The following is a 20,089-nucleotide window of genomic DNA, read 5'->3' as shown; positions in this document are numbered from 1 at the left end:
GAGGCGTTTACTTACGACTAAATAGCGCCATAGATTCCAGATGTCCTGTTTGTGGAAACATATCCAACATTTTTAAACTCGTTAGCTGGTATCCTGAATCTAATAATACCTTACTATCTCTAGCTAACGTGGTCGGATTACAGGAGACATAAACGATTTTTTCTGCGGATAACCTCACAATATGTGACATTACCTGTGCAGCGCCTGCTCTTGCTGGATCTAATAACACCTTGTTAAATCCTTCTTTTGCCCACGGCATCGTTGAAAAATCGCCAGACAAATCGGCATGCCAAAAATGGGCATTATTTAATTGGTTAAGTTCTGCATTTTTCTTCGCCATTGCGACTAATTCGGGAACGCCTTCAATACCAACAACTTCACTCACCCGTTTCGCAATAGGTAACGTGAAATTGCCCATTCCACAAAATAAATCTAGTACACGATCTGTTGGCGATAATGCTAACCACTCCATAGCTTGCGTCACCATTTTAGGATTTATTTCATCATTAACTTGAATAAAATCGGTTGGTGCAAATTGCAAACTTAGACCTTCTATTTGATAGAAGGGTTCCCATTGCGTTGTTGTTAATCGTGCTATCTCGTCGTTATTACCTGCAAGATAAATCGTGACTTGATTATATTGAGAGAATGCTCGCAAACTCTGTTTATCATCGTCAGACAATGGCGACAAATGGCGTAAAATAATCAACGGTCCATTATCAGCAAGCACCATTTCGACATGCCCTAAATCACGCACAGCAGATAACTGTGTAAGGCAGTTCCATAATGGAGATAACAAATCGTTTAATTGTGGCTTTAACACAGGGCACTCTTTTATCATCACCAAATCATTAGAGCGTTCTTGGCGAAACCCCATCACCAGACCGTGTTCAGAATGATAACGTAAACCCAGCCTTGCCCTGCGCCGATAACCATACTCTTCACCGGCGATAACAGGTTCTGCGCTAATCACCACATTGGTTTCACGTTTAATTAAGTGAGACAACACACTCGCTTTGGTTGTACGTTGTAGTGCAATAGGCACATGTTGTTGTTGGCAACCGCCACAACGTTCATAGTAACGACAATGAGGCGCTATTCGCTGTGAGCTAGTGGTTAAGCGTTTGACTACTTCACCTTTAGCAAATTGACGTTTTTCTTCAGTTAAGCGAATTTTTGCAGTTTCATCAGGTAATAATCCTTTAATAAAAATTGTTTTGCCCTCTGCATGAGCAATACCTTGACCATTAGCATCCAATGCACTGGCGGTCACTTCCAGAGTTGTAGCCTGTTTCTTCACAGAGCGTTTTTTTGGGGAATAAAACTGCACCATAGTATTAAAGTTATGTAGTAATTGCGGATTAATGGCGAAATAACATAGCTTGAGAATACACTGTACTTTTACGACTTGTTTACAGGCATAACATGAATGACTATGCATTTCAGAATAAAACATGGTGAGAGTATAACATCGAACAAGTTATTTACTTAACTGATATAAGCAATATTTTTGTTAAAATGAAAAATACTTAAACGATAACAAGCTGTATCACTCGCTTTATGAATTTTATATTGTTCTATAACTAACAAATATTATATATAACTTTTACCTTTACTATATTTACAATTAATAACATATATTTTCTGTTATTTTAATAACATATTATTATTTCTAATAAAAATCTAAAATTTATCGTTAATCAATAAGATAGATATTTCTTTGTTGATTAGATATTAATCACAAACCATTAATTTTCTATATTCTTCATATGCATAATGATCAGTCATTCCACTGATATAATCTTGTATTAATCGTGTTCGATAATAAAATTCTAAAATTTTTCCTTGTTCAGAGTTTATATCATCTAACTTATCCAGAGCTTCGTTATAAGCGAGTTTATGCTTTACAGATAGCTTATGATATAAACGCGTCTCAATAACATATTGAGGATGCTCATTATATTTATGCAGTCTTAAGAAGTCATCCGTCGATAATAAAAGCAATGGATTATAAATATTTAATAACCCACTGATAACACGATAACCTTTCATTTCAAGCTCTTCGACTTCAGGATGGCTAAATACCCACTTTTGAGCAACGCGCTTTAAGGTTGCTAATAATCGGTGCTCTGCACTATCGTCTTCAAGTAGTGCATAATTAAAACGCCCCTCATACACTTGAGGTAAGTTTTCTATAAATCGATAAGCGGTATAAGGTACTAATTTTCCTGTAATATAAACACGTAAATACATAAAAAACTGATCTTGCATACTGCGTCTTGCTTCATTTTGATCAACTTTTTTATGAGCACGATTTACCGTGATATCAAACAAATCGCCTTCAGCAACATCGCCATTTTCACGCCATGCATTGCGTAATAATTGCACCAGCCTATTTATATCAAAAATGCCTTTTTCTACTGCATCATCCAAATCAGCAATGCAGTAAGAGATATCATCAGCAGCTTCCATAATATAAGTCAGCGGAAAGCGACAAAACTCACCCATATTGAGTTTTTGTCTCATCTCATTGACGAACGCCATCTCAGACCAATAATAGCCCGGTTTTTTCATCAAATAGTTATATTCAGCGGGTATTTCGCCTTGCCAATGAGCGGGACGCGTATATTTTAAAACACAGCCGATTTGCGCATAAGTGAGGTTCAGTTTCAGCAGATGATGCGCCATTCTAATCGCTTGCGCATTGCCCTCAAAATGACATAAATCTTGACGCAGTGTCTGTCTTAATTTATTGAGCTCAGTTTTTGCTGAATATCGCATAGGAAGAAAAGGACAATTATCGAATTCAGCTGTTGCCTCTGGAGATAACACATTGCGAAACCAATGTTTAATTGCCGCTTCACCAAAATGGCCAAAAGGCGGATTTCCAATATCATGCATCAAACACGCCATTTCAATTAGGCTTTCGACGCTATCAATTCGCTCACTCAGCCCGTACTCTTCAAGCTTATTTTGCTTCTTTAACTCACTCATAATTTGCTTTGCAATATAGCGGCCAATCTGCTGGACTTCTAAAGAGTGAGTAAGACGGCTACGAACAGCAGAATTTTGTTCTAATGGAAAAACCTGTGTCTTTTGTTGTAATCGACGAATGGCCGCAGAGTTAATAATACGCCCACGATCACTTTCAAACTGACGAGAAACTTGCATTTCATCATTAATATCAATATCGCTGCTATTATATTTGCGTTGATAATTTAGCTTCAGTTTAAAATCGATCATTTCTATCCTCTCGCTATTACGATGAAACGAATGCGTGTTATATCCCGTATTTCCGATAGATGCTAAACTCTATATAAAATTCTATTTATTATTAACCTACAAGGGAGTATGACACAATGAGAGTTGGTGTAATAGGTGCTATGGAACAAGAAGTCACACTTCTGCGTGAACAAATTGAAAACTGCGAAACATTATCTCGTGGTGGTTGTGAGATTTACACAGGCAAAATTAATGGCGTTGATGTTGCGCTATTAAAATCAGGTATTGGTAAAGTCGCCGCAGCAATTGGTACGACTCTGTTGCTAGAACATTTTCACCCTGATGTAGTTATTAATACGGGTTCAGCGGGTGGCTTAGATTCTAAATTAAACGTGGGTGATATCGTTATTTCAACAGAAGTGCGTTACCACGATGCCGATGTGACTGCTTTTGGTTATGAACCGGGCCAAATGGCGCAATGTCCTCCAGCTTTTATTGCAGATCCTAAACTCGTCGAAATTGCCGAAGAATGTATTAAAACATTAAAATTAAATGCCGTTCGTGGATTAATTTGTAGTGGTGATGCTTTTATTAACGGTGCTGAACCTTTAGCGCGTATTCGTCGCACATTCCCTGATGTCGCCGCTGTTGAAATGGAATCTACGGCGATAGGCCATGTTTGTCACCAATTTAATACGCCATTTGTGGTAGTCCGCGCTATTTCCGATGTGGCAGATAAAGAGTCACATTTAAGCTTTGATGAGTTTTTAGCTGTTGCTGCACGCCAATCAAGCTTAATGGTAACGACTATGCTTGATAAATTAAAAGACTAATTAAATCGATAAAGCCTAAAAATTATTTTATCTATGATAACCCGTCTTTATTTTTTACTTGTTATAAGATAAAAAATAGGCGGGTATTTCTTAAGATAAATGAGAAAAGATAATGCGTTTATTCACCACTATTTTGCTGCTGTTATCTGGCTTTTTTCCTATGGCGAACATTCTCGCTATTGAGCCAGCGAAACGTATTATTACGCTTTCACCTTCAGCCACCGAAATGGCTTATGCCGCAGGTATGGGTGAGAATATAGTGGGTGTTAGTGCTTATTCAGATTATCCTGAAGCGGCAAAAAATATTGAACAAGTTGCCAACTGGCAAGGTATTAATATTGAGCGCATTTTACTATTAAAACCAGATTTGGTGATTGCATGGCAAGGTGGTAATCCACAACGTCCATTAGATCAATTAAAAGAACTCGGTATTCCCATTATTTATTCTGATCCAAAAACTCTCGAAGATATTACCGATGATCTCACTAAACTGGCTGCTTATAGTCATCATCCAGATGTTGCATTAAATAATGCAGAAAAATTGCGTCAGCAATACCAAAGATTACAACAAAAATACCAATTAAATAATTCAGCCCAACAAAAGAAAAAAGTATTTATTCAATTTGGTACCCACCCCTTATTTACCACATCAAATCACACACTTCAAAGTCATATTACCGAGCTTTGTGGTGGCGAAAATATCTTTGCAAATAGCGTTGTACCTTGGCCTCAAGTTAGTCGTGAACAAGTAATTATCAAGCAACCTGATCTGATTATTTTTAGCGGAAAGCCTAATCAAATAACAGCTATTCAGCAATTTTGGCAGCCACAACTTAATATTCCCGTGATAGCTATTGATGAAGACAGTTTTAGTCGTCCTGCACCACGTATTATTAATGCAGCACAGCAAATCTGCGAAGCCATCGCCAATAATGAATGAGTGAGTGATTTATCAAATAAGTTAAGAAAGGTGTTTTGAAGTAGACTTTGGTTTTACCTTAAGAAAACACTTTTGACTTTGACTTTAAAATCTCACCGATGAAAGTCGTGAGCGAGCAGTGCAACAAGGCAGGCAGCGTGCAGTAAGCGGAGATACATAAGTATGTGAGCATTACGAGCACTGCTCTAACGCCGTGGCACTACTGCACAGCCACGACGCTAAATACGATAAAGGATCAGATACTGAAAGAAGAGCCGCAGCCACATGTACTCTTGGCATTAGGATTCGTCACAATAAAACGAGAACCCTCTAGCCCTTCGGTATAATCCACACAGCCGCCGACTAAATATTGCAGACTCATTGGGTCAACCACCAGCGCAACACCTTGTTTTTCAATGGTCATATCGCCGTCATTCATGGCGTCATCGAAAGTAAAGCCATACTGGAACCCGCTACAACCGCCACCCGTAATATAAACGCGTAAACGCAGATTCGGATTTTCTTCATCTGCAATCAAATCTTTTACTTTATTTGCAGCCGCGTCAGTAAATTGTAACGGCAGAGCCATATCATCACTCATTGTTCACTCCAGACTGGGATCCCAGTAAAAAACAGTCAGCAAAAAATTTTCTTCCTGCTGATATAATGTGATGATTATCTAATACCTGCTCATAACCTTCAAGTTTGTTGTGGACAAAATACACTTTTTGCTACCTATCACTTTTTATGGTTAATATCACATAAGCAATAACAGTGATAAATCAAAATCTTGTTGTCGTGTATTTGGCTTCATCTGCGCTGTGCTTTAGAATACGCCTTAATCTTACGCTCACCCATCATTAGGAGTCTGACATGAGCAAGTCTGAAACGCTGTATAACCTCGCACAACAAGTGATACCTGGCGGAGTCAACTCTCCTGTAAGGGCATTTAACGGTGTAGGTGGAACACCTCTGTTTATTGAACGTGCTGATGGTGCGTATATTTACGATGCTGATGGACAAGCTTACCTCGACTACGTAGGTTCATGGGGCCCTATGGTGCTGGGTCACAATCACCCCGCTATTCGTGATGCAGTAACAGAAGCTGTACAAAAAGGGTTAAGCTTTGGTGCACCGACAGCCGCTGAAGTAGAAATGGCTAATTTGGTTACTGAACTGGTTCCTTCAATGGATATGGTTCGCATGGTGAACTCAGGCACAGAAGCGACCATGAGCGCCATTCGCCTTGCTCGTGGTTATACGGGGCGCGATAAAATTATTAAATTTGAAGGCTGTTATCATGGCCATGCAGATTGCTTATTAGTGAAAGCGGGTTCTGGTGCTTTAACCATGGGGCAACCTAACTCACCGGGTGTTCCTGCTGATTTTGTTAAACATACATTAACCTGCACTTACAACGACCTTTCTTCTGTACGTCAAGCCTTTGAAAATTATCCTGAAGAAGTCGCTTGTATCATTGTTGAACCCGTTGCTGGCAACATGAACTGCGTGCCACCCAAAGCTGACTTTTTGCCGGGTTTACGCGCATTATGTGACGAGTTTGGTGCACTACTCATTATTGATGAAGTAATGACAGGTTTTCGTGTTGCCTTAGGCGGAGCACAAGATTATTACGATGTTGATCCAGATTTAACCTGTTTAGGTAAAATTATTGGTGGTGGAATGCCGGTGGGTGCATTTGGTGGACATTTAGAAGTAATGTCGAAACTGGCACCAATTGGTCCTGTTTACCAAGCAGGAACACTATCAGGTAACCCTATCGCGATGGCGGCAGGTTTAGCCTGTTTAAATGAAGTATCACAGCCAGGTGTTCATGAAACCTTAGATGAACTCACAACAATGTTAGCTGAAGGCTTAGTCGAAAAAGCACAACAAGCCAGTATTCCAATGGTGGTAAACCATGTGGGCGGTATGTTTGGTCTATTCTTCACTGACGCCAAAGAAGTCACTTGCTACCAAGATGTCATGAATTGCGATGTTGAGCGCTTTAAGCAATTCTTCCATTTAATGTTAGAGCAAAAAGTTTACCTTGCGCCTTCTGCTTTTGAAGCGGGCTTTATGTCTATTGCACATACCAAAGAAGATATTCAACGTACAATTGATGCGGCAGAGTATGCTTTTACTCAGATGAAAAACTAATGATCTGTTAGCTTTTTATAAAAAATATTCTTTTATATTGCCGTTCATAATTGAACGGCATTTTTATCACTTTGCTGCTAATTAATCGCAAAAAGTATCAAATAAAAACGGCACTCTAAAAAGCGCCGTCTTCATTTAATAATGTGAAAATTGTTACTTATTCAGAAAACAAATCTTGTAGCCATTTAGGTGCGCCATCTTCATTTGTTTCTTGATTAACTGAAGGGCATAACCCATCTGGGTTGGCTGTCCACACAGGTAAAGTGCGCACACCTCCTCCCAAGCAAGTAAATGCCCCTTCCGCATTAATAGACATCTCAGCAATATCATCAGGCACTGGTGGGTTCAGTTTTAATGGCGCTTGGTTATTTAAATAATTGCGATAAAGTAATAAAGCCCCTGTAGCACCCGTTAAATTAGTTGGCCCATTGTTATCACGCCCCATCCATGCAATCGTCACTTCTTTTCCATCAATACCTGCAAACCAGCTATCACGAAGATCATTCGTTGTCCCTGTTTTACCTGCAAGATTATAATTACCAAATTTAGGCTTTAAAGTACGTTGCGCAGTTCCTGAATTAACCACTTGCTGCATACCAAACAACGTCATATAAGCAGCTTGAGGGGAAACCGTAGTTTCTGCTTGCGGATAACTTTGATACAACACGGTACCATCTTGTTTTATCACAGAACGCAACGATGACAGCTTAGCGCGATTCCCTAAGCTACCAATAGTTTGGAACGTTTGAGCCACTTCCATTGGCGTTAAATTTAACGCTCCTAATAACATTGCCGGTACTTTTTCCAGATTTTCAGCCGGAGCGCCTAAGTTAATCCAAGTTTTAATCACTTGGTCTAATCCTAGTTCTAAACCTAAATTAACGGTTGGGATATTACGCGATGTTGCTAACGCATCCACCAGCATTAATCGGCCTTTATAACCACGGTCATAGTTACGAGGCTGCCAAGGCTTACCCCCGGGAATAGGAATAGAAATAGGTTCATCCGCTAACCATGTATTTAAACGAAAACGCTCAGGCTCACTTAATGCAGTAAGGTAAGTCGCTGGTTTTGCAAGCGAACCAATAGAACGGCGAGCTGAAAGTGCACGGTTAAAGCCAGCAAATTGTGGCTGAGAGCCCCCCACTAATGCTCTAACTTCACCGCTTAAACGGTCTACGACGACCATCGCACCTTCAAGATCATCAATCTTGCGTGTTTTACGAATATCAGCAACCCCCACTTCAACTGCTTTTTCAGCCGCATCTTGCGATACGGGATCTAACGTGGTGAAGATCTTGGTTCCTGATAAATCTTTAACTTTATCACCTAAATTAGCTTGTAACTCTTGGCGAACTAACTGCATAAATGCAGGTTGTGGAGTAAGTGCTTCACTACGTGATTTAACACCTAAAGGACGCGCACTTAGCACATCATAAAGCTCTTGGTCGATAATTTCTTGAGTCAATAATAGCTTCAATACCACATTACGACGTTCTAACGCAGCTTTAGGATTACGCCACGGATTATAAGCAGAAGCCCCTTTTACCATTCCGACTAATAACGCTTGTTGGTCAAGACTTAATTCATCAACAGGACGGCCAAAATAATAGAGACTGGCTAAAGGGAAACCACGGATCTGTTCATCACCACTTTGCCCTAAAAAAACCTCGTTAAGATACAGCTCTAGAATGCGATCTTTGCTATAACTCGCATCCATAATAATCGCCATATAAGCTTCATTGAGCTTTCTTTTTAAGGTTCTCTCATTAGTTAAAAATAAGTTTTTAACTAACTGTTGCGTTAATGTACTTCCGCCTTGAACTGCCTTACCCGCCGTAAAGTTAGCTAAAACAGCACGACCGATAGAATAAAAACTAATGCCGTCATGTTCATAAAAACGACGGTCTTCAGTCGCAATTAATGTATCAACCAATAATTGAGGGAATTTATCTCTGCTTAAGAATAAGCGTTGTTCACCGTTTGCCGATTGCATCATGGTAATCAGTTTAGGATCAAGACGGAAAAAACCGAACTGACGCTGATTACTCATATTGGTGATACTGGCTAACGAATTTTGCTCAAAGGTAAGTTTAGCGAGAATTTGCTCTTCACGACCATCAGGAAAATCAAAAGGCCGGCGTAACATTTCTATCGTATTATTTCTTACGATAAATTCACCAGGGCGCGTGATTTTATTGACATGACGATATTGCATACCTTCAAGCAAACTCACCATTTCGCTCAGGCTATAATTCATGCCGGGTTCTAAATTTACCGTTCGCCCATAGACGGCTGCGGGTAACTCCCAAACATTGCCATCTAAACGCTCTTTAATTTGCGAATGTAGATAAACGCCATAAATACCCATTAAAACTGCAATAACTATCGCAATTTTAACTAATAACCAAAACCAAGAACGACCGCTTCTTGATTGCTTGACGGGTTTTTTCTTTCTACTCATGCATTGTATCTCTCATTGAAATCCCTTTATCACACCCTAGGATAAAGAAGCCTAATATTGTCGCTATTTTTCTAAGCAATCCCACAGGAAAGCTCTCAATTTAACTCTATTCTACTCATAAAATAGCGCTAACTAAATTTTTTCACTCGTCGAATTGGTGCTGTGCTTTCTGGCGAATCAGGCCACAAATGCTTTGGATAACGCCCTTTCATCTCTTTTTGTACTTCTTTATAACTACCGGCCCAAAAGGTTGCTAAATCTTGTGTTTTTTGAATAGGTCGATGAGCTGGAGAAAGCAATTCCATTACCACCGGCAATTTTCCATTAGCAACAATCGGGCTTTGTTTTTCGCCATAAACCTCTTGAATACGAATAGCAATAACGGGAGGTAACTCTAAATCATATTTAATGGCGACTTTTGTCTGTGTTGGCGCTAAATAATGCGTTGGAAATAAACTTTGTAGCAGCTGATTTTCATGCCATGTAAGCTGCTCTTTTATTAGCTTATTAATATCAAACTGTTGTAAAGCTTTTAAAGAGCAAATATTTCCTAATTCAGGTAATAGCCATTGTTCTAATGTTTCTAATAATACCGTTTCATTTAATGATGGCAATGATGCCTCAGGACACCATTGCTGTGCTAATGCAAGACGAATAAACCATTGCTCAGTCTCTTCACTCAATGCCAGTGCATTTAACCCGTTATCTCTTAACCAATTTAATAACGCTTGCTGCATTTGCTGTTTATCTGGTTTTTCTAACTGAGACTGACTTATCGTTAATCGTCCTAATTGGCGTTGTTGCCACGCAATAAGTACGCCGCGTTTTTCGTCCCATTCGATGGTGGTATTATTTTTAACGAATTCAGGAAAGGTAGTTGATATCTCATCAATATCAATAGGTAAGGCCAATAAAATCCGCACATCAGCATAATGTGAATTTTGTAGCAGCAAAGGCGCTAAAATCCACGGTGCATTACTCATTACTTGAGTTTCATCCATTATCGCACCTTGCCCATTTGCTAAACGAAAACGTCCTTTATTATCGCGATTCTTAGCTACCCTATCAAAGAAACCGACCGCCAATAAGCTCGCTAATAACTCTGGACGAAATGTCCCTGTTCTATTTTGCGAAAGTTGTTTTTCTCGCTGAACCCAAAATGAATTATTTTGTTGTGCTATCCACTCTAGATTAATTTCGCGTCCTCTTGGTGGCTCTTCTAACACCGCGCACAAACGTGCTGCGGTGACATAATGATCGTCACTTTGCTCTCGTGCGAAATCTAATATTGCGGCCAAACGAGGTTCTATTCCCCATTGCGCCATCCGCAAACCACGAGGCGTTAATCCCCCCAATGAATTTATTGCACCTAAATGTTGTAATACATTTTTTGCTGCATTTAATGGCGAAATGGAAGGGGTATCTAACCAAGTAAGCTGATTAATATCACGACATCCCCACTGCAACACAGAAATCCACAATGATGATAAATCGCTGCTTAATATTTCAGGTATTTGATGTGTTGCTGCTCGTTGTGCCTGCTCTTGGCTCATTAGGTGCCAGCAAATACCTGCTTCAAGCCGACCAGCACGCCCTGCACGTTGCACTTGTGAAGATTGACTAATTCGCTGGCGTAATAAGCTCGTCACTCCTGTTTTAAAATCAAACTGAGCCCGTTTCTCTATACCGCTGTCTACCACTAAGCGAATACCTTCTATCGTAAGGCTCGTCTCAGCAATATTGGTAGCTAATACAATTTTGCGAGAACCTTTTTTTGTGGGTTCTATCGCTTGTTGCTGTTGTGCCAATGAAAGTGCGCCATAAAGTGGAAATATCAATACATCGTTAGCCACTTTTTCTTTTAATATTTCTGCGGTACGCACTATTTCAGCACTACCCGGCAAAAAAATAAGCATAGAGCCTGTTTCTTGAGCCAATAAGCGCAGCGCCATTGTTGCAACTTCTTGCTCAAAAGGCTGATGCGGATTAATAGGGTAATAGTTGCGTTCTACGGGATAACTGCGTCCTTGCGAACTTATTATTGGCGCATCCGGTAAAACGGCGGTTAATTTTTGATTATCTAACGTCGCAGACATAATCAAAATACGCAAATCATCACGTAGCCCTGCTTGAACATCTAACAATAACGCCAGCGCTAAATCGGCTTGTAAACTACGTTCATGAAATTCATCCAAAATCACCAAGCTAATACCTGTTAACTCAGGATCTTGTTGTAACATTCGCGCCAAAACGCCTTCAGTAACAACTTCAAGGCGCGTCTGCTTGCTTACTTTACTTTCCGCTCTCATTCGGTAACCAATTGTCGCACCAACAGGTTCATTTAGCTGATTGGCTAAACGATAAGCAATACTTTTAGCTGCAATACGTCTTGGCTCTAATAAAATTATTTTGCCATCAAACCCGCCCTTCTCAAGCAAATAGAGAGGAAGTGCTGTTGACTTACCTGCACCTGTTGGCGCATGAAGTAATACTTGGGGGGATTGTTTTAACGCAGCAACAATATTTTCGGTTACATCAAAAATGGGCAGCAAATGCACACACACTCCATTACTCATTAACTTTCTCGGCGGCTCATTGTAGCATTAGCGCTCTTTTAAAGGACGTATTTTCACCGGAGTCGTCATGAAATTTGAACAACCGCTACAATCCGCCACTTTACTAAAACGATATAAGCGTTTTTTAGCAGACGCCGTTACCCCTAATGGTGAAGAATTCACGCTCCATTGCGCCAACACAGGAGCAATGACGGGATGTGCAACCCCTGGTGATACAATTTGGTACTCAACTTCATCAAATGCAAAAAGAAAATATCCTCATAGTTGGGAATTAACACAAACCCAAGTCGGGGATTGGATCTGCGTTAATACCTTAAGAGCAAACAGTATTATCACTGACGCGATAGCAGCAGGTGACATTCCAGAATTATCTGAGTATGACGAGATAAAACGCGAAGTGAAGTACGGCAGTGAAAACAGTCGTATTGATATTTTACTTAAATCAAATCATAAGGTTGACTGCTATATTGAAGTAAAATCAGTAACGTTATTAGAGGCGGGTAGAGGCTATTTTCCTGATGCTCGAACAGAACGTGGTCAGAAACACTTGAGAGAGTTGACCACTATCGCAAAATTGGGCTTAAGGGCTGTCTTATTCTACGCAGTTCCCCATACTGGCATTACGGAAGTTGCTGTTGCTAAAGAGATTGACCCCAACTATGCTTCATTGCTTGAACAAGCTCGTGATGCTGGGGTTGAAATTTTATGTTATCGCATCAATATTAGTGAATACGATTTAACAATTGGGATGCAATTACCTTTTATTTCAAATGGTTAATTGATTTTAGTGATATTTCTAGTGGTATATGTTAAGTAATTTTTAACTAAAATGGCCTTTTTACTTGCGTGCCTTCACACCATGAGAAAACTTATTAAAGGAATAATTGCTATCCTCTCGGGCATCTGCTATTTATAGCGCCCTATTTTTTCTCCTTCCTATTTTTGGTGGGAGATTATTCAGAAATGCGTATGTAGGAGAAGCATTATGCAAGAAGGGCAAAAGCGTAAAACATCGTCCATGAGCATTCTCGCTATTGCTGGCGTTGAGCCATATCAAGAAAAAGCGGGCGAAGAGTACATGAACGAAGCCCAATTAGCGCATTTTAAGCTAATACTTGAATCTTGGCGCAATCAGCTCAGGGATGAAGTCAACCGCACCGTTACTCATATGCAAGATGAGGCGGCAAACTTCCCCGATCCCGTTGACCGTGCTGCACAAGAAGAAGAATTCAGTCTTGAGCTGCGTAACCGTGATCGTGAACGTAAACTCATTAAGAAAATTGAGAAAACACTGAAAAAAGTCGAAGATGATGACTTTGGCTTTTGTGAATCTTGTGGGGTTGAAATCGGTATTCGCCGTTTAGAAGCACGCCCAACAGCCGATTTATGTATCGATTGTAAAACGTTAGCTGAAATCCGTGAAAAGCAGATGGCTGGCTAATCGATGAGTCAACGCCTCAGTGCAAATATGTGCTGAGGCGCTTATCTGAATCTTTAGATGAAAGAGATTACAGACTATATTGGGCGCTTTGCGCCATCACCAACGGGCTATCTCCATTTTGGCTCTTTGGTTACTGCACTTGGCAGCTATCTCCAAGCTCGCGCACATCATGGGCGTTGGCTTCTTCGTATCGATGATATTGACCCTCAACGAGAACCTTCTGGCGCTATTTCTGCAATAATTCATACATTAGAACATTTTGGCCTATTGTGGGATGGTGACATCGTATTTCAATCACAACGCCATGAAGCATATCGAGAAGTATTGTCCATGTTATGGCAACAAGGGGTTTGCTATCATTGTCATTGTAGCCGTCATCGGTTACATGATTTAGGGGGGGTTTATGATAATCATTGCCGCCATCGATATGATTTAACCGATAACCTATTTAGTGCGTTTAAAGCAAATAAGGCATGGCGATTGATTCAACAGCATCCTATTTATCATTTTGAGGATGAAGTTCAGGGAACTTATTACCTTAAAAACCCCTCTCTCGCATTAGAAGACATGATTATTCACAGAAAAGATAACTTATTTGCGTATAATCTAGTGACAGTAATTGATGACCATTATCAAGGTGTAACAGAAGTCGTAAGAGGTGCAGACCTACTTGACCCCACGTTGCGACAAATTAGCTTACATAAACAGCTTAATTTACCTGTTCCTCGTTATGCTCATTTACCCTTAGCAATAAATCATGCTGGAAATAAATTATCGAAGCAAAATCATGCTCATGCATTACCTAACACGGATCCGAGAGTGGTGATTATTGATGCATTACATTTTTTAAATCAACCAGTTATAACAGGTTGGCAAGATTATTCGTTATCCGAATTATTAGAGATTGCGACAGCCCAGTGGTCACTTTCTGAGGTAACTCAGCAAGGTAATCAACAACAAGGGTATGAATAAACTACACAAAGCATTCTCAAAAAATGTTCAGTAGGCTATGATTAGCCGCTTAATTTTTTTTAATTATCAGAATTTATTATTCGAGGTGTCATATTTTTAACCGAGTAGCGCATTTCTGCCGTAATCTGCTAGGGCGACAAACTAAGTCGTCAGACACACAACAACCGGTAGCAAGTGAAAGGCGAGTCACTACATCTGACCAACCTAAACAAGAAACACACAAACCTGTGCGTCGGCGTCCTGCCCCATCTGCAGACCGTCCCCGTAAAAAAAGTAGTAACAAAGAAAAGGCGAACGGGAGTGATTTGCCAATGACTGTGATCCCAAGAGATCAACACCCTATATCGCGTAAAGATATCAGTGATAATGCATTGAAAGTTCTTTATCGTCTAAATAACTCAGGCTTTCAAGCCTATTTAGTAGGCGGTGGTGTACGCGATTTATTACTGGGAAAAAAACCAAAAGATTTTGACATTGCCACTAATGCCACACCAGAAGAAGTTCGCCGACTATTTCGCAATAGCCGTTTAGTCGGTCGTCGCTTTCGTTTGGCGCATATTATGTTTGGCCCTGAAGTGATTGAAGTCGCAACATTCCGTGGCTCTCATGAAGACCATGTCATATCTGACAACAACCAATCTCAACAAGCACAAAGTGGTATGTTGCTGCGTGATAATATCTTCGGCTCTATTGAAGAAGATGCCATTCGCCGAGACTTTACTCTAAATAGTCTCTATTACGGTGTTGATGATTTTGCTGTACGCGATTATGTGGGTGGCTTAGCCGATCTTAAAGCAGGAATTATTCGTTTAATCGGCTCACCTGAAACACGTTACCGTGAAGATCCGGTAAGAATGCTTAGAGCCATTCGTTTTGCCAGTAAGCTTGATATGCGCATTGAGCCAGAAACGGCAGCGCCTATTAGCGAATTGGCCCCATTACTGCGAAATATTCCTTCTGCGCGCCTATTTGAAGAGTCGTTAAAACTACTGCAAACAGGGCAAGGTTATAAAACCTATAAATTGATGCGCCACTTTAAGTTACTTGAGCCACTGTTCCCACAAATTGCCTCAAGAATAACAGAGCAACAAGACACACCAATGGAGAGAATGTTAGAACAAGTTCTCAAAAACACCGACTACCGTTTAAGTAAAGATATGCGTGTTAACCCTGCATTCTTATTTGCGGCGATGTTGTGGTATCCATTAATAGAACATGCAGAAAAACTCACACAAGAAAGTGGGCTTTCTTACTACGATGCCTTTGCAATGGCAATGAATGATGTTTTAGATGAGCAGTGTCGTACTATTGCCCTTCCTAAACGTATCACCACTATGATGCGCGATATTTGGCAATTACAACAACGTTTACCTAAACGCCAAGGCCGTCGTGCCAATAAATTACTTGAGCACCCTAAATTCCGTGCAGCATTTGATTTACTTGAGTTACGTGCAAATGTGCAAAGAAACCCAGAACTTGAAGCGCTGGCGACATGGTGGGCTGATTTTCAGGCATCAAATAATACTCAGCAACGTTCAATGGTTTCTGAGCTTGGCCAAGCACCAATGCGTAGACGCCCACGCCAACATAAACGCCCACGTAATCCTAATGCAAAAAATAACTCAGTGAGACAAGAAAACAGCAATGAGTAAGCAAAAACAACGGGTTTATATTATTCTTGGTAGTAATTTAAACTCGCCAGATGAACAGGTTAAATCAGCGATTAAAGCGATTAGCGAAATACCACAAACGGAGCTTATCGCCCAATCGTCATGGTATCGTTCGCGCCCTATGGGTCCACAAGATCAACCTGATTACTTAAATGTTGCTGTTGCTGTTGATACTGAATTAGCCCCAGAAGTCTTACTTGATAATACCCAAGCCATTGAGCTCGCTCACGGCCGAGTAAGAAAAGAAGGTCATCGCTGGGGGCCGAGAACATTAGATCTCGATATTATGTTGTTTGGTAATGAGGTTATACAAACGCAACGCCTAACTGTTCCTCATTACGGGCTAAAAGTGCGTGAATTTATGCTCTATCCATTAGCAGAATTAGCACCAAACCTGCGTTTCCCTGATGGTGAATTATTAACAGACAGATTAGCGCTCGTACCTGAAAACGGTATGGAAAAGTGGTAGTTTTACTTTAAATGCCTAACTGATGTTTAAGGTTGGTACTGTTGAAAATCAACGCAGTATCAACCCACTTCACCACTAACTCTTTATTTTCATTATTTCTTCTCTCTTTATTACTCCCGTTATTTGTATTTTTCCCTTCTCTTTTTTTTATAATTAATTTAATACTTTCATTTTTAATTAATTGATAAACATAAAAATATTTTATTATTTTTAATTTTTTATTGTCCATCTAATTACTTTTTCTTCGTTTTTACGTCTTAAATGCTACAATCTGAGATTGTCATATATTATTTATGTCATATTTTCTTTAATAAACAAATAATTAAATGAAATAAATAATTTCATCCACACGCAAAAAACACACATCTCGGAGTTTGTTATAATGAAACCAACTACGCTTTCAACGCTCAATCGCTATAAGCAAGAAAAGAAAAAATTTGCCACTATCACAGCTTATGATGCGAGTTTTGCCCGTCTGTTTGCACAAGAAGGCATTCAAGCAATGCTAATTGGTGATTCATTAGGTATGACACTACAAGGTCATAACAGCACGCTGCCTGTGACCATAGAGCAAATTGCTTATCACACACGTTGCGTAAGAGCAGGCGCCCCAAATGCCTTCCTTATTGCGGATATGCCTTTTATGTCTTACGCAACGCCAAAACAAGCTTGCCTTAATGCCGCTATCTTGATGCAAGCAGGTGCCAATATGGTCAAAATTGAAGGTGGAAGCTGGTTAATTTCAACAGTAAAAATGCTCACCGAGCGTGCTGTTCCGGTCTGTATTCATTTAGGATTAACACCGCAATCCGTTAATGTTTTTGGTGGTTATAAAATACAAGGTAGAGAACTTGCAGCAGCAGAACAATTAAAACAAGATGCAATGTCACTTGAAAGTGCAGGTGCTCAACTGGCTGTTTTAGAGTGTGTTCCGGTTTCACTAGCAAAAGCAGTCACTGATGTGCTAACAATGCCTGTCATTGGTATTGGGGCTGGTAATGTAACTGATGGCCAAATTCTCGTTATGCATGATTTATTAGGATTAACACCTCAACCTCCAAAATTTTCTAAAAATTTTTTACAAGAAGCGGGTTCTTTGCAAGGTGCAGTCAGCCTTTATGTTCAACAAGTTGAACAGGGATTATTCCCACAAGAACAGCATACATTTAACTAATTACTCTCTGAATTAACTTATATTATTTAAAGGAGTCGCGCCGTGCTAATTATTGAAACTACGCTTATCTTACGCAGAGAAATCAAGCGATTGAAGCAAGAAGGTAAACGCATTGCACTGGTTCCAACAATGGGTAATCTTCACCAAGGTCACCTAAAACTAATTGAAGAAGCTCGCATTCATGCGGATGTCGTTATCGCCTCTATTTTTGTTAATCCACTCCAATTTGATAGAGAAGCCGATTTAGCTAACTACCCACGCACGCTACAAGAAGATTGCGAATTATTACGTGATAAAAATGTCGATATCATTTTTGCACCTTCTGCCAAAGAGATGTACCCAAATGGGATGGAAAATCAGACCACTGTTGATGTGCCTGTGCTTTCGACTATTTTAGAAGGAGCCAGTCGTCCGGGGCATTTCCGTGGTGTAACCACAGTGGTTAGCAAACTATTTAATTTAGTTCAGCCTGATGTTGCAATGTTTGGTGAAAAAGATTATCAGCAATTGCAAGTCATCAAAAAAATGGTGCATGATTTATGTATCGATATCAGCATCATTCCTGTTGCTATTGTGCGTGATAAAAATGGCCTTGCATTAAGCTCTCGTAATCGTTTGTTAACAGATAACGAGAAACAACAAGCGCCTGCACTTTATCAAGCAATGCAAGAAATTGCTGAGCAATTAAAATCGGGTAATCACGACGTCAATCAGATATTACAAACAGCAAAACACACTCTTGAACAGCAAGGTTTTCGTGCTGATGAGTGTTTTATTTGCGATGCTGATACCCTTACACCATTAAATGACGAGAGCCAACGCGCGGTAATTTTAATGGCGGCATGGTTAGGCAATACCCGCTTAATTGATAATCGACAAGTCAATCTTGTGTAATTAATCAGCTGTATTGGTCATTAGAAAATTAGGAAACACAACAATGCTACGCACAATGTTACAAGGCAAGTTACACCGCGTTAAAGTCACACAAGCTGATCTTCATTACGAGGGCTCTTGCGCTATTGATCAAGACTTTATGGATGCTGCGGGCATATTGGAAAACGAAGCTATCGATATTTATAACGTCGATAATGGCGAGCGTTTCTCAACCTATGCTATTTGCGCTGAAAGAGGATCTCGCATTATTTCTGTTAATGGCGCTGCTGCTCGTCGTGCAGCCGTAGGTGATCGCTTAATTATTTGCTCTTATGTGCAAATTCCTGATAGTGATGCGCGTAGCCATAAACCTAATATTGCTTATTTTGAAGACAATAATGAAATGAAGCGTATCGCAAAAGCAGTACCCGTTCAGGTTGCTTAATTCGTCTTTTTATTATTATCTTCCTTAATGACCCACAAGTGGATGTTCCCTACTTGTGGGTCATATCCTTTAGTAACAAATAACTCTAGGTTATTATTCTCTTGTCTCGATTCACCTAATTCAAAATGAGATATAACGTTCAAAACCGTGTTTCTTCTCCCTTTTTACTCGCATATCTCCTTATAGCTTGTTATAAATCGGATAAGTATTATCTGACGACTCTTTACTAATAAAAATTATGATAAAAGTTGCTTTAGTTGATGATCACATTGTTGTGCGATCAGGGTTTGCACAGCTGCTAATGTTAGAATCCGATATTCATATCGTTGGTGAATATGCTAATGGACAAGAAGCGTGGCCCGATTTATTGCATAACGACATCGATGTTGCCGTTATGGATCTCTCTATGCCAGGAGAAAGTGGGCTTCAACTACAGAGTCGTTTAAAACAAAAACGCCCTGATTTTCGTACTATTATTTTAAGCATTTACGATACCCCCGCTTTTGTTCAAAGTGCGCTAGATTCTGGTGCTCGCGGCTATTTAACCAAACGCTGTGGTCCTGAGGAGTTGGTGCAAGCTGTACGAGCAGTCTATCAAGGAGGATGCTATCTCTGCACTGATGCGATGAAGGCACTGCGTCATACACCAGAAAAAGAAGATGCCTTACAAGCTTTAACGCCACGAGAAAGAGAAGTGTTTAATCTTTTGGTACAAGGTGTCAATGTCAAAACTATTGCACTACAACTCAATCTGAGCCATAAAACAGTGCATGTCCACCGCGCTAATGTGTTAGGTAAACTGGCCTGTGAAACAACAATTGATTTAGTCCACTTCGCATTAAAACATCAATTAATTGCTGGAACACTTTAA

General features: G+C 40.0%; 17 protein-coding genes and 1 pseudogene. 12 read left to right on the top strand and 6 right to left on the bottom strand.

Annotation, left to right across the window (positions count from 1 at the left end; translation table 11 throughout):
- Nucleotides 1-7: 7 nt before the first annotated feature.
- Together rlmD and dgt are read right to left on the bottom strand one after the other, a co-directional pair.
- Entirely contained in the window at nucleotides 8-1,333 is a 1,326-nt protein-coding gene (gene rlmD, locus M997_RS05660) for a 23S rRNA (uracil(1939)-C(5))-methyltransferase RlmD (protein ID WP_064719174.1), read from the bottom strand.
- A gap of 401 nt (nucleotides 1,334-1,734) precedes the next feature.
- Nucleotides 1,735-3,243, bottom strand: a complete 1,509-nt coding sequence (gene dgt, locus M997_RS05655) for a dGTPase (RefSeq protein WP_064719138.1) — start codon at nucleotides 3,241-3,243, stop codon at nucleotides 1,735-1,737.
- Nucleotides 3,244-3,359: 116 nt separating this feature from the next.
- Here dgt and mtnN point away from each other — a divergent pair, with 116 nt between their 5' ends.
- Together mtnN and btuF are read left to right on the top strand one after the other, a co-directional pair.
- Complete coding sequence (gene mtnN, locus M997_RS05650; RefSeq protein WP_064719137.1) at nucleotides 3,360-4,055, top strand: 5'-methylthioadenosine/S-adenosylhomocysteine nucleosidase; 696 nt, start codon at nucleotides 3,360-3,362, stop codon at nucleotides 4,053-4,055.
- Nucleotides 4,056-4,167: 112 nt separating this feature from the next.
- The gene (gene btuF / locus M997_RS05645) at nucleotides 4,168-4,995 is read left to right on the top strand and encodes a vitamin B12 ABC transporter substrate-binding protein BtuF (protein ID WP_064719136.1); all 828 of its coding nucleotides are present in this window, start codon (nucleotides 4,168-4,170) and stop codon (nucleotides 4,993-4,995) included.
- A gap of 235 nt (nucleotides 4,996-5,230) precedes the next feature.
- Here btuF and erpA read toward each other — a convergent pair whose 3' ends face one another.
- The gene (erpA, locus tag M997_RS05640; protein ID WP_064719135.1) at nucleotides 5,231-5,575 is read right to left on the bottom strand and encodes an iron-sulfur cluster insertion protein ErpA; all 345 of its coding nucleotides are present in this window, start codon (nucleotides 5,573-5,575) and stop codon (nucleotides 5,231-5,233) included.
- A gap of 272 nt (nucleotides 5,576-5,847) precedes the next feature.
- Here erpA and hemL point away from each other — a divergent pair, with 272 nt between their 5' ends.
- On the top strand, nucleotides 5,848-7,134 hold the full coding sequence (hemL, locus tag M997_RS05635; protein ID WP_064719134.1) for a glutamate-1-semialdehyde 2,1-aminomutase: 1,287 nt from the start codon (nucleotides 5,848-5,850) through the stop codon (nucleotides 7,132-7,134).
- 157 nt (nucleotides 7,135-7,291) lie between these two features.
- Here the strand turns inward: hemL and mrcB are convergent.
- A pseudogene (mrcB, locus tag M997_RS05630) lies at nucleotides 7,292-9,610 on the bottom strand (bifunctional glycosyl transferase/transpeptidase); the annotation flags it as partial.
- A gap of 116 nt (nucleotides 9,611-9,726) precedes the next feature.
- On the bottom strand, nucleotides 9,727-12,156 hold the full coding sequence (gene hrpB, locus M997_RS05625; RefSeq protein WP_082918391.1) for an ATP-dependent helicase HrpB: 2,430 nt from the start codon (nucleotides 12,154-12,156) through the stop codon (nucleotides 9,727-9,729).
- Between the two features lie 85 nt (nucleotides 12,157-12,241).
- On the opposite strand from hrpB, the gene sfsA reads away from it, so the two are divergent.
- From sfsA to folK, 5 genes are all read left to right on the top strand, one after another.
- A complete protein-coding gene (gene sfsA, locus M997_RS05620) occupies nucleotides 12,242-12,952 on the top strand; it encodes a DNA/RNA nuclease SfsA (RefSeq protein WP_064719131.1) in 711 nt (236 codons plus the stop codon).
- A 207-nt stretch (nucleotides 12,953-13,159) separates the two neighbouring features.
- Complete coding sequence (gene dksA, locus M997_RS05615; protein ID WP_023580786.1) at nucleotides 13,160-13,615, top strand: RNA polymerase-binding protein DksA; 456 nt, start codon at nucleotides 13,160-13,162, stop codon at nucleotides 13,613-13,615.
- Nucleotides 13,616-13,672: 57 nt separating this feature from the next.
- On the top strand, nucleotides 13,673-14,587 hold the full coding sequence (gluQRS, locus tag M997_RS05610; RefSeq protein WP_064719130.1) for a tRNA glutamyl-Q(34) synthetase GluQRS: 915 nt from the start codon (nucleotides 13,673-13,675) through the stop codon (nucleotides 14,585-14,587).
- Between the two features lie 92 nt (nucleotides 14,588-14,679).
- On the top strand, nucleotides 14,680-16,239 hold the full coding sequence (gene pcnB / locus M997_RS05605; RefSeq protein ID WP_420874842.1) for a polynucleotide adenylyltransferase PcnB: 1,560 nt from the start codon (nucleotides 14,680-14,682) through the stop codon (nucleotides 16,237-16,239).
- Nucleotides 16,232-16,726, top strand: a complete 495-nt coding sequence (folK, locus tag M997_RS05600; protein ID WP_064719128.1) for a 2-amino-4-hydroxy-6-hydroxymethyldihydropteridine diphosphokinase — start codon at nucleotides 16,232-16,234, stop codon at nucleotides 16,724-16,726. Before pcnB ends, folK begins: the two co-directional genes overlap by 8 nt.
- A 7-nt stretch (nucleotides 16,727-16,733) precedes the next feature.
- On the opposite strand, the gene M997_RS05595 is transcribed toward folK, so the two are convergent.
- A complete protein-coding gene (locus M997_RS05595; RefSeq protein WP_064719127.1) occupies nucleotides 16,734-16,955 on the bottom strand; it encodes a hypothetical protein in 222 nt (73 codons plus the stop codon).
- A gap of 153 nt (nucleotides 16,956-17,108) precedes the next feature.
- Here M997_RS05595 and panB point away from each other — a divergent pair, with 153 nt between their 5' ends.
- The 4 genes from panB to M997_RS05575 all read left to right on the top strand — a co-directional run bounded on the left by panB (nucleotide 17,109) and on the right by M997_RS05575 (nucleotide 20,089).
- On the top strand, nucleotides 17,109-17,900 hold the full coding sequence (gene panB, locus M997_RS05590; protein WP_064719126.1) for a 3-methyl-2-oxobutanoate hydroxymethyltransferase: 792 nt from the start codon (nucleotides 17,109-17,111) through the stop codon (nucleotides 17,898-17,900).
- A gap of 42 nt (nucleotides 17,901-17,942) precedes the next feature.
- On the top strand, nucleotides 17,943-18,794 hold the full coding sequence (gene panC / locus M997_RS05585) for a pantoate--beta-alanine ligase (RefSeq protein ID WP_064719125.1): 852 nt from the start codon (nucleotides 17,943-17,945) through the stop codon (nucleotides 18,792-18,794).
- A gap of 43 nt (nucleotides 18,795-18,837) precedes the next feature.
- Nucleotides 18,838-19,218 carry an aspartate 1-decarboxylase gene (panD, locus tag M997_RS05580; RefSeq protein ID WP_064719124.1) on the top strand — a complete coding sequence of 127 codons (381 nt, stop codon included), beginning with the start codon at nucleotides 18,838-18,840 and terminating at the stop codon, nucleotides 19,216-19,218.
- Between the two features lie 238 nt (nucleotides 19,219-19,456).
- Nucleotides 19,457-20,089 carry a response regulator transcription factor gene (locus M997_RS05575; RefSeq protein WP_064719123.1) on the top strand — a complete coding sequence of 211 codons (633 nt, stop codon included), beginning with the start codon at nucleotides 19,457-19,459 and terminating at the stop codon, nucleotides 20,087-20,089.

The sequence above is a fragment of the Proteus hauseri ATCC 700826 genome, assembly GCF_001654965.1.
Lineage (GTDB): Bacteria > Pseudomonadota > Gammaproteobacteria > Enterobacterales > Enterobacteriaceae > Proteus > Proteus hauseri.
This window is presented reverse-complemented; position numbering and strand designations above follow the sequence as displayed.